Origin of the sequence: Rickettsia peacockii str. Rustic (genome assembly GCF_000021525.1) — a bacterium.
GTDB lineage: Bacteria > Pseudomonadota > Alphaproteobacteria > Rickettsiales > Rickettsiaceae > Rickettsia > Rickettsia rickettsii.
This window is the reverse complement of sequence record NC_012730.1, coordinates 641,532-657,128: the sequence shown is the minus strand read 5'-3', so window position 1 is coordinate 657,128 and position 15,597 is coordinate 641,532. Positions and strand designations below refer to the sequence as shown.

Here is a 15,597-nt window from a genome sequence, read left to right as displayed (position 1 = left end):
AGATTTTGTTTTAAATTAATTATAATACTTGCAAAGTTTTATCAAGATAAATAGAATGATCCAAAGTCAAAAATAATATAAGGAGTAAATATGCTTAACGTAAATTTTGTGAATGAAGAATCATCTACTAATCAAGGTCTAGTAGTTTTTATTGATGAACAGTTAAAGCTTGATAGTAATTTAATAGGACTTGATCAACAACATCATGGATTAATTTCTAAAACTATTCAGAATAAACTGCAATTTACCGGTAAATATGGACAGATCAAGGTTATTCCGTCCGTCATTAAATCAGGCGAGGTTAGATATTTGATAATAGCAGGTCTTGGGAATGAAGAAAAATTAACTGAAGCAAAAATTGAAGAGTTAGGCGGCAAAATCTTACAGCATGCAACCGGTTGTAAAATTTCTACTATTGGCTTAAAACTTACAAATAGAATTAGCAGGTTTACATCTCAAACATTTGCATCTTTAGTTGCTAGCGGTGCGTTTCTTGCTTCTTACAGATTTGATAAATATAGAACTACCTTAAAAGAAGCAGAGAAGTTCGCAGTAGAGTCAATTGAAATTTTTACTGATAATAGCACTGAAACGGCAAAATTATTTGAAATCAAAAAATTAATTGCTGAAGCAGTATTTTTTACAAGAGATATAAGTAATGAACCGTCAAATATTAAAACTCCTCAAGTTTATGCCGAAAGAATAGTTGATAGACTTGAACCGCTAGGGGTAGATGTTGATGTTATCGGTGAACGTGAGATGAAAAACCTTGGTATGGGAGCATTACTTGGTGTGGGGCAAGGTTCACAAAACGAGTCAAAGTTAGTGGTGATGGAATATAAAGGTGGCAGTAAGGATGCTCCGACTATTGCTTTGGTCGGTAAAGGAGTGATTTTTGATACAGGCGGTATTTCATTAAAACCGTCAAGTGATATGCACTTAATGCGATACGATATGGGAGGTTCTGCAGCAGTTGTGGGTACCATCATTGCGGTTGCTGGTCAAAAATTATCTGTAAATATAGTCGGTGTTGTAGGGCTTGTCGAAAATATGCCGTCCGGTAATGCACAGCGTCCAGGGGATGTAGTAACTACCATGTCAGGGCAAACTGCCGAAGTTTTAAATACCGATGCAGAAGGGCGTTTAGTACTTGCTGATGCTGTTTGGTATGCACAAGAAAAATTTAAGCCTAAATGCGTGATTGATGTTGCAACTCTAACAGGAGCAATAACCATAGCACTTGGTAATACATATGCTGGTTGTTTTTCCAATAATGATGAGTTAGCTGATAAGTTAATAAAAGTAGGGGAAGAAGTTAATGAAAAACTTTGGAGAATGCCGCTGCATGATGAGTACGATGCAATGATTAACTCCGACATAGCCGATATGGCAAATATCGGGAACGTACCAAGAGCTGCCGGAAGCTGCATAGCTGCACATTTCATTAAACGTTTCATTAAAGATGGAGTAGATTGGGCTCATTTAGATATAGCAGGCGTTGCAAATAGTAATAAAGCTTCAGCACTCGGTCCTAAGGGGGCAGTAGGATACGGCGTGAGATTACTAGAGCAATTTATCAAAGAATATACTTAAATGCTATTCTTGCGTTGCATTGCCTGCATGGATACCGAGTCGTCATTGCGAGCAGCCTTAGGCTGCGTGGCAATCTCGTCAAATATCCTGAGATTGCTTCGTCAATTACTTACGTCATTTTCTTGCAATGACGGAAAAAACTATCCACATGTGTAATACTAAGCTAAGAATGACATTAAACTTCGTCTATTTACTATGCGTTTATTCTGAATATAATTATGAACACAATAAATAAACCTTATATATTTGTTATAGGTAATGAGAAAGGCGGAGCAGGTAAAACTACCTGTTCTATGCATCTAATAATCGCTCTGCTTTATCAAAATTATTCGGTAGTAAGTATAGATACCGATTCACGTCAAAGTTCGTTAACGAATTATTTAAAAAATCGAGATTTATATAATAAACACAATCCTGATAAACCTGTATTAGTACCGAAACATTTTCATATATCGGAAAGCAAAGTAGAAGAGCCAGCAAAGAGTTTTGAGCCGATACTCAAAAATAATCAGGATGTCGATTATATAGTGATTGATACCCCAGGCAGTCATACTCCTTTATCAAGGGTTGTTCATTCTTACGCCGATACAATTATTACACCGATTAATGATAGCTTTCTAGATTTAGACGTAATAGCAAAAGTCGATAGCAAGGATGAAATTATTAGCCCATCAATATATAGTCAAATGATTTGGGAACAGAAAATGGAACGTGCTAGTCGTGATAGAATTAGTATAGATTGGGTAATACTTCGTAATCGTTTAAGTAATCTTGATGCATTAAATAAAAGACGCGTAGGAAATGTATTAGCTAAACTTGCTAAAAGAATTAACTTTAAACTCGCAGAAGGATTTAGTGAACGTGTAATATATAGGGAGTTATTTTTACAAGGTCTAACATTACTTGATCTAAAAACTGCAAAATATGATAGAGCATTTAATAGCTCACACGTGCTTGCACGTCAAGAATTACGAAATTTTTTAGACTTTCTAGGTATTAAGGCTGCGTTCAAAGGTTAATTTCTATTAAAGTTTTGCTTGTATAAAAATATATATATAATGTAAATTAATATGTTTTAACTTTATAAGAGAAGAGAAACAAATGCCAAATATTGCTGAAAATATTTCAAAACTACCGGAAGAACAAGCAAAAGTTAATAAGCTTGTTGATCAATATAAAAATTTAACTCCGGAAGAACAAAAAATTGTTGATAGAAAACTTAAGTCACATTTTACACAAGAAGAGCTAGAACAAGATGAGCTTAAATCAAGAATGAATAGGATACGTAGTAATTTGTCTAAGCAAGACCAAGAAAAACTACAAGCAGGTAATAATTCTATAGGTGAAATAGCAAAAGATGTATTATCGTTAGTTAAAGGAATAATAAATCTAGTCGAAAATGTTGCAGAGATAATTAAAAATCCTAAGAAAGCAATATATGAATGGATTAAAGGTGAGTTAAATCAAGTAAAACCTCAACAACAAAATTATCAGCAACGCCCATCAAAGCCAAAAGCTGCTGCAATATCAAGATAAAACTTTGGCAAGATAAATTTTTAGTTTTTATTTGCGAAAATTTGTGATTTTATGTATATAATGGGGAAATCGTATAATAAAAAAATAAAAATGCATAAATACAGAACTCATAATTGTAACGAATTACAAATATCCGATGTAGAAACAGAAGTTAAGCTATCCGGTTGGGTACATAGAAGAAGAGATCACGGGAATCTAGTTTTTATAGATTTACGTGATCATTACGGTATAACTCAAATCGTGTTTACCGATCAAAACCCTCAGCTTATGGAGGATGCAAGTCGTTTGCGTTATGAGTCGGTAATTACGGTAAGGGGTACAGTTGTAGCAAGGTCAGAGGACACGATTAATAATACGCTTCCGACAGGTCATGTTGAAGTGCTAGCTGTGGAATTTAGTGTTGAGTCAGCTGCGGACACTCTACCTTTTGTTATTAATACTGAAAAAGACGCTCCCGAAGAGTCTAGGCTTAAACATCGCTTTTTAGATCTTAGACGTGAGAAATTACATAATAATATAATACTCCGTTCACAAATTATTTCTCATATTCGTCATTTGATGACGGCAAGCGGTTTTACCGAATTTCAAACTCCGATTTTAACAGCAAGCTCACCTGAGGGGGCTAGGGATTTTTTAGTACCTAGTAGAATGCATCCGGGTAAGTTCTATGCATTACCGCAAGCACCTCAGCAATTCAAGCAGTTATTGATGGTATCAGGCTTTGATCGTTATTTCCAAATTGCTCCTTGTTTTCGGGATGAAGATGCAAGAGCCGATAGATCACCCGGCGAGTTTTATCAGCTAGATGTAGAAATGTCGTTTGTTACACAGGAAGACGTATTTAGTACTATTGAGCCTGTGATGTATGATTTATTCACTAAATTCACGGATAAGAAAGTATCAGAGACTCCTTTCGTGTGTATTCCATATAATGAATCTATGCTAAAATACGGCTCTGATAAGCCTGATTTGCGTAACCCTATTATAATTGCCGATGTAACTGAGATATTTAGAGATTCCGATTTTACAATCTTTAGAGAGAATATTAAAAAAGGTAGCATAGTTCGTGCAATTCCTGCACCTAAGGCAGCTGCATTGCCTCATAGTTTCTTCGATAAAATGATAGAGTTTGCGATATCAGAAGGAGCAGGTGGACTTGGCTATATTCAGTTTAGTGAAACCGGTGAAGCAAAGGGACCGGTAGTAAAATTCTTAAGCCCGCAGCAATTAGAGAGTCTAAAAGCTACAGCTAGTGTTAGTAACGGTGATGCTGTATTTTTCGCTAGCGATAAGAAAGAGAAAGCTGCTAAACTTGCCGGTAAGGTTAGAATAAGACTTGGTGAAGAGCTTGATTTACTTGAAAAAGATTGTTTTAAATTCTGCTGGATTACCGATTTTCCATTCTATGAGTTAAATGAAGAAACAGGAAAAATTGATTTTAGCCATAATCCGTTTTCTATGCCGCAGGGCGGAATAGATGCTTTAGAACAAGCTAAAACCACTGAAGAGTTATTAGAACTTACCGCATACCAATATGATATTGTTTGTAACGGTATTGAACTGTCCAGCGGTGCTATTAGAAACCATAAGCCGGAAATTATGTATAAAGCATTTTCCATAGCAGGTTATAGTGAAGAGGAAGTTGATAAGAGATTTGGAGGGATGATTAGAGCATTTAAGTTTGGAGCTCCACCACATGGTGGAATAGCCCCCGGTATTGACCGAATCGTTATGCTGCTTGCGGAAGCAACAAATATAAGGGAAATAATTGCGTTTCCTTTAAACCAGCAGGCTGAAGATTTACTAATGAACGCCCCAAGCTATGTAGAGGATAAAGCTCTAAAAGAGCTAAGCATTATCTCTCACCGTCTACTAGAAAAAATGCAGAAAAAGAATAAGAATTTATAGTTGTTGTATGTTATTATGTCATACCGCAATTTGGCCTATAGTATGTCATTTCTAGCTAAAAGCGGAAATCCAGTACTTTTCGCTGTCATACCGTGGCTTGACCAGAGTATCGAGAAAAAAATTTAAAAAAGACTAGATCCTGCGATCAAGTCGCAGGATGAAATTAATTGTAGAAGTCAAGATTTGATCTTACAGACACTATAAATTTTGCACCTGATGGTCAGTTACATTTTGACTGTCAGAGACGTATTCAAGATACAAGATTTCATTATTCTTTTCAACAGCTAATTTTTTACTATCCTTAAAAGTTTGCATAGGAGTTTTTCCATAACAATATTTTCCTGAATGTGGTCGCTCATTATTGAAATGCTCTAACCAAATATCAAGATCTAATTGTAAATCATCAAGATCTGTATAAATCTTTTTCCGCATAGCTGTATCAAAGAATTCTTGTTTCATGGTTTTATTAAAACGCTCACACATACCATTTGTTTGGGGAGAATATGCCTTAGTTGTAGTATGCTCTATACCTTCGATACTTAGAAACAACTCAAAAGCATGATGCTCTATATTCCCCTTATATTCTGACCCACGATCTGTAAGAATACGAAGTATTGGTATCCCTTGGGTCTCGTACCATGGTAACACGCGGTCATTAAGCATATCAGCAGCAGTTAAAGCTGTTTTATCAGTATATAGTTTAGCATCAGCTACCCTAGTATAGCTATCAATAAATACCTGAGAATAAACCTTACCTATACCTTTGAAATTACCTACATAATACGTATCCTGACATCCTAGATAACCTGGATGCTGCGTCTCAGTTTCTCCATGAGCTTCTCTTTCATTACGACGCTCCTCTAGCACTTGTAATTGAGATTCAGTAAGAACAATACCATCCTGAGCCATCTTTGCTTCTAATGCTTTAAGCCTTTTACTGATATTGTTTAAATCATTACGTAACCAAATTGATCGCACTCCTCCAGGCGATACAAGTATACCGCTCTTCTTAAGCTCATTTGATACTCTTAGCTGACCATATGCTGGATATTCTATTGCCATATCCATTACTGCTTTCTCTATCGCTGGATCAACTCTATTCGCTATTATTGGCTTTCTTCGACTAATTTCATATAATGCCTCTTCGCCACCAGTTTCATACAGTGCTTTAAATCTGTAATAACTATCTCTACTATAGCCCATCGCTTTACATGCTGATGATATGCTACCAAGACTCTTAGCTAGTTCTAGTAACCCTATTTTTGGCTTTATTATTTTTTGATTTAAGTTCATTTTTCATCTCCTTTGTCTCTGTTTTTTCAAAGGTTCATGTTCTTTATCTTTGCTATGTTCTTTCTCCGGGTTTATTTTAAGCGGGGTGTCCTTAATCTTTCATTCCCCTTTGCCTATATATCTTACTATACCGTTAATTGCTATTTTCTTCTCCTGTTCTGATAAAGCGTTATATTTTTCATATGCTGTTTTACCTAGCAAATCCTCTAACCAGTCAGGATTTTTTCTTATAGCATCTATTAAATCCCATTCATATCATACTCCATTTCCTCCGCTAGTAGTAATATTAAGCGGTATTAAGTGTTTTTGTTTACTCTTATCAGTAAAATGCAAATCTACATTTTTCGTTTCTTTATTTATAATTAAATCACAACTAATACAACAAAATTTAGACAATCCTATGTATTATATTTCTGCACTTAATTGATTATCACGATCTGGAAGTGGTGCTTTTATATACTGTATTATTCTCATTTCAGCATGAGCTTTATCGCTAAGTGGACCATCTAATACAATTTTATATGGTTGTTTTATAGCTTCAATAATTGAATGGACAAATTTTTTACTTGCATCAATAGTATCAGGGTTTAATGCATCTTCTCATTTCATCAAATCTCTTCTAGCTCTAGCTACTGCCTTCACTACTTTTGGACTTACACTGGTTACATTACAGACTTTTTGTTGAACCTCTTGATTATTATTCGGATATTTTTCTAGCTCTTGCAAAATACGTGGTAATATATCCTTATGGTCACTATTATTTTTATAATAATATTGTGCAACATCTAGAAGTAGCGCTTTTCGTTGAGTAGATAGATTTTGTTGTTGTAGAAAATTTTTTTGCTCTTCTGTAGGTAAAGCTTTGTAAGTAGCATAATCTTGTAAATACTTAAAAACTTTTGTGGTATGTGTCTCAATTTGTTCAACTTTATTTGTGTTCACACTAGAATTATGTAATTCGTTGAACGCTACTAAAATTTGTTTGCCGTCAAAACATACGGCACTACATTGGCTATTATATTGAATTAACCTACCTAAGGCATCAAAGCGTCTATTTTGTAAAGGAGTATCATTTTCTTTTATAATCTTTGAGTTAAGTCGAGTACGGAAAGCATATGCAAAATTCTGCAGATTTGAGTTGTCGTTGTCATTGAATAAGCCCGTGGGTAGGATTCTCGTCAGCAAATCCAACATGAAATACCATTATAAGGAACAAGTTGTTTTGGAATAATCTTTTCTGTTTTACTTGCTAAAACCGCTAGAACTGCTAATTTTTCAAAACTTTCATCCAGGGCTTCACTATTATTTTTGTGTATTTTCTTATAGTGTTCAGTAAGGATTTTTAAGGCAGATATAGATTCGTTTAATATAATACTTTTTAATAAAGCCTCTCTCGATTTTTTATCTCTTATGATTCCTCTACTGTCTGGCTATCTACATATTTAACACACTCTACTGTTAACCTTTCTTTCTGTGCATTTGTTAGATTTGCCATATAAATATTATTTTATAATTTTAATTATTTTCTCCTAAAGCCTCAACGCTTTTCTCAAATATTGAATTATCAATATCATTACCATCTACTAAAATCGTCATGTTACCTGGAATGCTTTTTAAGCTTTCCGCACCCAAATTGGTTATGTTATTATCTCTTAGATCTCCTAATTTAATGTTCATAAGCGCTAATTTTTAGAGAATTGTTTTTTTGTAGCATGTTCGCTATTGCTTCAAAACCTAGATCTCCTATTTCAATATTATTGCTTATGAGTAAAGTTTCTAACGCTTTATTTTCGGTTAATGCAGTAGTAAGTTCTTTTATATTATTATGGGTTAAATTATTGTTATTAAGATTTAGAGTTTTTAACCATGGATTTAATTTTAAAGCAGATGCTATATATTTTCATCTCCTAAGTTATTTGTTTTAAATCTAAAGTATCAATAGATATGAGGTTAAAAACCTTCAATTACTTCTGCACTTTGTTCAGAGGTTCTTGTTTCATTTAATATTAATTCTTTAATATATTGATTAGCCATTAAAGCATTCAGTAATTTTATGACTCCCTCGTTTCTAAGGTTATTATATCCTAAATTTAACGACATTAATTTTGCACTGCTAATATTATTTGCGATAACGTCTATCCCTTCGGCAGTAATATTCATTTGTCCTATATCTAAGGATTTTAACGGTAGTTTTGAATGAAACAACTCACTAATAATTGCTGCTCCTTTATTTCCTACTTCACTACTACCTAATGCTAATGAACTTAAATTAGGGTGGTTTTTAATAGCATCTATTAATATTCTTAAATCTTCTATTTTCAGCGCAATAGAATTTAAAGATAAATATTCAAGAGAGGTATTATCTGCTAAAGCATCAATAAGAATTTTTATTTTTTCACTATCTAAAGAAGTAGAATTCAGGTTTAAATGTGATATTTGATTTAACTTTACAATTTTACTTAGATTTTTTATATCATCGTTACTAAGGTTGCTGCCATATAAATCAATTTCTTTTACTACAGTATTTTTCTCTAAAGTTTTAATTACAATTGACAAAAAACTACTATCTTCTTCATAAGGTAGTTCTACACGAACAATTTCAGGATCATTATTCTTAATTTTCTGCAACAATAAATCATTTCGACTGAGGTCAATTTTTTGTCTTTTGGGAGACTCATCTTTCTTCACATCATCTATTCTAAACAAGATATAGACATTGAAAAAGGTGGTAGTAATAATTAAAAAGCTCCAAAAGGTCTTAATAAATATATTGAACAAAAAGCAGATGCAGAATAAATAAAAACTACTTTTGGATCAGCCTTTGGAAAAAACAATTCATTGAATACTACTACCATATGTACATAAAGCATAAGGTCAAAATATTCAAGAAATGTACCAACAGATAATAAACCTATTGCTTCTTTTTATACGATAAATAAGGAAACGAAGTGCAACTTAACTCACTTCATATACTAATGCGTTGATCTTATATGAATATGGCATAACCTCACCGATAGTGGAAAACTAAAACCTATTAAGAACCAAGTTAAATAAAACTTATATCCCAAATATTGTTTGAATAGATAATTAATATATGCAATCAAAGCTACTGAAGCGACAATGATAGCTAAATTAATAAAACGATTTAATTTTGATTGAGGAAAATCAAAATATTTATAAAACAGCCCCCCAGAAATAGTAAAATCGAGTAATCCCCAAAATACCGTCCATACCCAAGCAAGACAATGCACGTCAATAATTTTAAGATAAGCTACCATCGGGACGGTTAATAGCCATAAAAACGCTCCAAACATATAAGGGTATTTTTGAATAATCTCTTCTTTGGTTACACTATATATAACAGCAATAACCATTATTCCAATTGTTATAGATGCAATAATATCAACCGGATAATGATAGCCCTTATAAATCAGCGAAAATCCCATACCGGTTAAAGTCACTACTATTATTATTCTTAATAAGGAATATATAATATTTGCAAAAAACCAACCGTAAAATACTACGCCGCTGCGCATATGACCGCTAGGGAAAGCAAAACCTTTAATATTTAGAGCAGGATTCAAAGGTATTTCAAATGTATATTTTAACAATATATTTAAAATTGTAGTGAAAAGTAATACACAAATAGCTTGTGCAAATAGTTGCCTCCTAATATAGTAAATCCGAGTATTATGATAATCTCATAACACTCTTCTTGTCCAAATAACAAAAAAATTTTTGCTGAATATTGACAAAAATATCCTTATTCATTACTTTACTTAATTTTATTTATATATAATTGAAGTTATCATAAATAATAAGCTATAGATATGAAAAATATTTTCCGCAAATTTGTATTTACTATTTTCGTATGTTTAATAAATTTACAACTAATTGCTGCAAGCTTTAACGAAAAAATACCTTTATATTTTAAATTAACTAACGAAAATCTGTTAGCAGGACAAAATGCGTTAAATATTGACCTTTGCGACTCGAGAATTAAGGAATGGTGTACAAAGCCACAAAGAGAGCTAGGGCTTAACGGAAAAAAAATAAATGATTACATATCTATTTCACCTGATATTAAAGGAGAATGGCGATTTGGCTGGTGGTATAACATAAATTTTACTCCAGAAAGCAATTTTGTAGCTCATCAAACTTATAAGATTACTATCGAAGATTATATATTCCCTAATTTTGTCGGTTTAAAAAGTAATAATATAAGTTTCACGACTTTACCACTACTCCCTATTATTAAAGAAATGAATTATCTACAGGATAATATCGATATTTCCAAAAAATTTGTTCAAACTAAAATAGCTTTTAACTATCCTATCGATCCTAAAACTCTAGAGGAAAGAATAGAGTTTATAAAATCTTCAACTAAAGAAAAATTACCGTTTTCTATCACATTCAATACCAATAATACGGAAGCTACGATTATTACTAATATACCACCGCTTACAGATAAAGAAGATACAATTTCCGTAATTAAAAAGACGGTGTTAAACCTCTACATGGCGGAGAAGTTTTCACATATAAAAATGTAAAAGATCAAAATAATAAGACGCCAAATAACATAAGATATTCTTATAAAGAAAATGTATTAATTCCAAGTCTATCCTCATATTTAAAAATCACTAATAGTACTGCTACAATTGTTAAAGATGATAAACTAAAACCGGAACAGATAATTATAATTACCACAAATACACCGGGTGAGGAAATAAAAAAACATTTAGAGTTATTTTTATTACCGCAGGATAAGCCGGCTTTCTTAGGAGTTGCAGGCAAAAAAAACTATAAATAGCAAAATCCGAAAGAAATAACCGATGATATTCTTAAATCGAGTGAAAAAATAAATTTTGAGCTTTTATCTTCCGTCCCAAGCATTACTACTATGCATAGTTTTAAAGTAGATACGTTTGCCTCAAGAGCTTTGCTTGTTAAAGTAAATCAAGGTGTTAAAACATCGGATAATTTAACACTCGGCTCAGATTATTTTCAAATCGTACATATAATATTTTCCAAAACCCGACTTTTATAAATGAATATACCTTTAATGAGTATAATATTTCCGAGGTATTTCAAGAGGAAGTAATAGTGAACTCTCAAAATTTAAATTTACCTCATTATAATTTACCTCATTATACCGATTTAGATTTCAGTAAATATTTTAATGTAGAAGAAGCAGGCAGCTATTCCAAGGGATTATTGCTAGCAAAAGTTTATGCTAAAGACAATAATAACATTATATCTCAAGATAAAAGATTAATTTTAGTTACCGATCTTGGTTGTATAGTAAAAACCGATAAAACCGGGACGCATCATATCTTTGTTTCTTATATCAGTAACGGTAAACCGGCTGGAGGCGTAAAAGCAGATATTATAGGACTTAACGGTGAGGTGTTAGTAAGCAGCAAAACCGATAGTAAAGGACATGCCGTTTTATCAAATATAAATGATTTTTCAAAAGAAAAAACTCCAGTGGCTTATATATTAACTACTAAGGATGATTTTTCATTTATGCCGTATAGTAGAATTGATAGACAAGTTAATTATTCTCGGTTTGATGTAGCAGGAGCCGTTAGTTCTGATCAAGGGTTAAAAGCTTATTTATTTTCCGATCGTGGCATCTATAGACCAAGCGAGCAAGGTCACATAGGCATTATGTTCAAACAAACCGACTGGCAAGGAAAATTTGACGGCTTACCTTTAGAAATACAAGTAACTAACCCTAGAGGAAAAGTAATAGATAAAAGTAAAATAGTTCTAGATGCAGAAGGATTCGGCGAATATTTATTCTCAACGCTTGATGATGCCTTCGGCTTATACAATATAAGCTTATATTTAGTAGGAGATAAAGGCAGCAATAACTATCTTAATAGCGTGTCTGTCAGGGTTGGTGATTTTCAGCCTGACCGCATGAAAATAAACATAAACTTCAATAACTCACAAGATGAGCTATGGACGAATCCAAAAGATCTTAAAGCAACCGTTAATCTCATAAATCTTTACGGCACTCCTGCAGAAAATAGAAAAGTCAGCGGCTTTATTGATATTAGGCCTACCGAGTTTTTCGTACCTAGATTTAAAGAATATAAATTTTATAGTAGCAAAGGAAATAAAGAGTTTTTTTACGAACGTTTAGGAGATATTACTACCGACTCTAAAGGTACGGCAAACTTTGACCTTAACCTTGAGAAATATTATAACGCTACTTTTAATCTAACATTTTCAGCAGAAGGATTTGAGCCTGATTCAGGAAGAAGCGTAAACGCAAGCAAATCGCTTATAGTGTCACCTCTGCCTTATATTATAGGATTTAGAAGCGATAGCGATCTAAAATATATTAAGACAAAAACAAGCGCGGCAATAGAATTCATAGCCATATCAAATAAAGCAGAAAAAGTAGCTGCACCTAATTTAACTCTTAACTTAAAAAAGATTAATTATGTAAATAACTTAGTGGCAGATAGTAACGGTAATTATTCTTACAGTTCAGTACCTATTGAGACTAATATATCTTCTGACAAAATTAATATCACGGCAAACGAAAGTTATATTTATAAAGTGCCTACTAAAGAAGCAGGCGATTACGTTATTTACTTAACCGATAAAGAAGATACAATCTTTGCCCAAGCTGAATTTTCGGTAATAGGTGCAGGAAATGTTACGGCTAATTTAACAGACAAAGCAAATTTAAAAGTTAAACTTGATAAAGATGATTATAAAGCCGGCGATACTATTCTTTTAAATATTATAACTCCTTATACAGGTTATGGGTTAATTACTATCGAGACCGATAAAGTACATAATTTTGAATGGTTTAAAGCTGATGCAAATAATAGCATTCAAGAAATAAAAATTCCTGACGGCTTTGAGGGTAAAGGATATGTAAATGTACAATTTATAAGAGACATAGAAGCTACGGAAATCTTTATATCACCGTTTAGCTATGCAGTAGTACCGTTTACTGCGGGCATTTATAAACATAAACAAGATATTGGATTAACACTTCCTGCAAAAATCAAATCGGGAGAAAAGCTAGCAATTCGTTACCGTACTACAAATCCCGGTAAAATAATAATATTTGCTGTTGATGCAGGGATATTATCATTTGCTGGTCATCAGACTCCCGACCCGCTTAATTACTTTATTAACGATAAAGCCTTGGAAGTCCGAACATCACAAATCATGGATTTAATATTACCTGAGCGTCCTTTATTAATGAAAGCTTATATGGCGGCTCCTGCCGGAGACGGTTGTATAAATGTCGCTCGAAACCTTAATCCGTTTAAAAGAAAAAGCCAACCTCCCGTAGCATTTTGGTCAGGAATTTTAGAAGCAGATCTTGATGAGAGAGAAGTCACATTTGATATACCAAGCTATTTTAACGGCACTTTAAGAGTTATAGGGGTAGCCTCAAGCCTTGAACTCTATAGGAACTTCCAAAGCTGATTTATTAGTCCAATCTGATCTTATTATCAATCCAAATTTACCTTTATTTGTAGCTCCAAATGATGAATTTACAGTACCGGTAACAATATTTAATAACCTAAATAACCTAAAAGATTCAGGAAATGCTCAGGTTTTTCTAAATATTGAAACAAGTGAAGGACTTAAAATATTAGATTATCCTAAAGAGATCCCGATAGACGAAAATAAGGAAGCTACTATTAATGTTAAATTAAAAGCGACTGATCAACTCGGTTCGGCAGATTTAAAGGTTGTGGCTTCTATAAATCACCTAAAGCCGGATATAATATCTATGGCAGTAGTACATAGCTCCGAATTAACTAGTACTACGAGCGTTCGCCCTGCTAGTCCGAGCGTTACAACAGTTAATACAGGCTTTATTACAGACAACAAGGCTAATTTAAAAATCTTACGGGATGTATATCCTGAATTTGCTAAACTACAAATTTCCGCTTCTAAATCACCGCTAGCTATTATTTCTGGCTTTAAAGATTTCCTAGATAATTATCCTTATGGTTGCACTGAACAATTAATAAGCCAAAATTTTGCCAATATTTTATTATATAATGAACAAGAGCTAGTTCAGATTCTTAAAACTGATCGTAAAAAAATGGATGAATCATTATCAAAAATATTCCAAACTTTATCAGAACGTCAAAATTATGACGGTGGATTTAGATATTGGAACAATTTTAATGACGATTCCGATCCATTTATTTCCGTTTATGCTATGCATTTCTTAAGCGAGGGAGCAACTAGATATTTAGCCGTTCCAAGTGATACATTTAATCAAGGTATTTACTATTTTAGAGAATATGGCTAACAGATCAATTTTACTCTAAATAAACCTATATCAAAAACAGACTATCAGTATTACAATCCTCTAATAATAGTCAGTATTTATACTTAATTTCTATGCATTTTCCAGAACGGTTAAAAGACTTTGACCCAAAAATTGTACAGGATACCGCTCTTTTTGCTAAAGATAACTATAATAGCCTATCCGCAAGCTATGGCTATTATGGCAAGTCTTGCCTATGCCGATAAAATAAATCATGTAGATGAGGCTACTATTAAAGTAACCTCTACAGATAAAGAAGTTACTTTAACAGGCAATAAAGTGATGATTGCTGAGCTGTCGGTAGAAAATAAGAATATCGACTTAACATCCTCAAGTAACGGCTTTTTCTATCAGCTTTTAACTTCAGGCTATGATAAGCAATTAACAGAACATAAAGAGATAGTTAAAGGCATAGAAATAACAAAAAAATATCTCGATGAAAATAATAAAGAGGTTAGCAAAGTAAAATTAGGTGATAATATTACGGTGGAAATCACCATGCGTTCAGGTAGTAATAAAACCTTGAGCAATATGGTGCTACTTGATTTATTACCGGCAGGCTTCGAGCTTTTACCGGATAACAACCACATAAATATATTAGAACGCACGCAGGAAGGAATGATATGGAAACCGATATATATAAATAATCGTGATGATAGAGTTATGATTTTCGGTACTATTTCTGATCAAAAAATGACGTATCAGTATAAAATCAAAGCAGTTAATAAGGGCATATTCTCTACTCCTGCTATTTACAGTGAAGCTATGTACGACCTTCAAACTTACTACCGTGGTGTTATAGGCAATATTATTGTGGAGTAGCATTACCCGCACGGTTTTTATGTCATTCCCGTTAAGCATTGTTGCGTGGACCGGTAAATGCTCTCTATGTCATTCCTGCGAAAGCGGGAATCCAGTAAAACCTACAAAAAACTTGTTTTTTTAGG

Annotated in this window: 8 protein-coding genes and 3 pseudogenes; 5 read left to right on the top strand and 6 right to left on the bottom strand. The window is 33.1% G+C overall.

Going from position 1 to position 15,597, the window contains the following annotated elements; genetic code table 11:
• Positions 1-90: 90 nt before the first annotated feature.
• From RPR_RS03960 to aspS, 4 genes and pseudogenes are all read left to right on the top strand, one after another.
• Complete coding sequence (locus tag RPR_RS03960; RefSeq protein ID WP_012736721.1) at positions 91-1,593, top strand: leucyl aminopeptidase; 1,503 nt, start codon at positions 91-93, stop codon at positions 1,591-1,593.
• Between the two features lie 218 nt (positions 1,594-1,811).
• Entirely contained in the window at positions 1,812-2,612 is an 801-nt protein-coding gene (locus RPR_RS03955; protein ID WP_012736720.1) for a division plane positioning ATPase MipZ, read from the top strand.
• Positions 2,613-2,694: 82 nt separating this feature from the next.
• Positions 2,695-3,129, top strand: coding sequence for a hypothetical protein (locus RPR_RS03950; protein WP_012736719.1), 435 nt, complete (start codon positions 2,695-2,697; stop codon positions 3,127-3,129).
• Between the two features lie 90 nt (positions 3,130-3,219).
• A pseudogene (aspS, locus tag RPR_RS03945) lies at positions 3,220-5,027 on the top strand (aspartate--tRNA ligase).
• Positions 5,028-5,235: 208 nt separating this feature from the next.
• Here aspS and RPR_RS03940 read toward each other — a convergent pair.
• The 6 genes and pseudogenes from RPR_RS03940 to RPR_RS03915 all read right to left on the bottom strand — a co-directional run bounded on the left by RPR_RS03940 (position 5,236) and on the right by RPR_RS03915 (position 9,941).
• Complete coding sequence (locus RPR_RS03940; protein WP_012736717.1) at positions 5,236-6,330, bottom strand: IS481-like element ISRpe1 family transposase; 1,095 nt, start codon at positions 6,328-6,330, stop codon at positions 5,236-5,238.
• Between the two features lie 3 nt (positions 6,331-6,333).
• Positions 6,334-6,726 (bottom strand): annotated as a pseudogene (locus tag RPR_RS03935) (hypothetical protein).
• A 204-nt stretch (positions 6,727-6,930) separates the two neighbouring features.
• Entirely contained in the window at positions 6,931-7,272 is a 342-nt protein-coding gene (locus RPR_RS09070) for a hypothetical protein (RefSeq protein WP_228368795.1), read from the bottom strand.
• Positions 7,273-7,845: 573 nt separating this feature from the next.
• Entirely contained in the window at positions 7,846-8,007 is a 162-nt protein-coding gene (locus tag RPR_RS08570) for a hypothetical protein (protein WP_187145777.1), read from the bottom strand.
• Positions 8,008-8,280: 273 nt separating this feature from the next.
• The gene (locus tag RPR_RS03920) at positions 8,281-9,018 is read right to left on the bottom strand and encodes a hypothetical protein (protein ID WP_012736716.1); all 738 of its coding nucleotides are present in this window, start codon (positions 9,016-9,018) and stop codon (positions 8,281-8,283) included.
• Positions 9,019-9,302: 284 nt separating this feature from the next.
• The gene (locus RPR_RS03915; RefSeq protein ID WP_012736715.1) at positions 9,303-9,941 is read right to left on the bottom strand and encodes a phosphatase PAP2 family protein; all 639 of its coding nucleotides are present in this window, start codon (positions 9,939-9,941) and stop codon (positions 9,303-9,305) included.
• A gap of 219 nt (positions 9,942-10,160) precedes the next feature.
• Between RPR_RS03915 and RPR_RS03910 the strand changes: the two are divergent.
• Positions 10,161-15,472 (top strand): annotated as a pseudogene (locus tag RPR_RS03910) (alpha-2-macroglobulin family protein).
• Positions 15,473-15,597 lie beyond the last annotated feature (125 nt).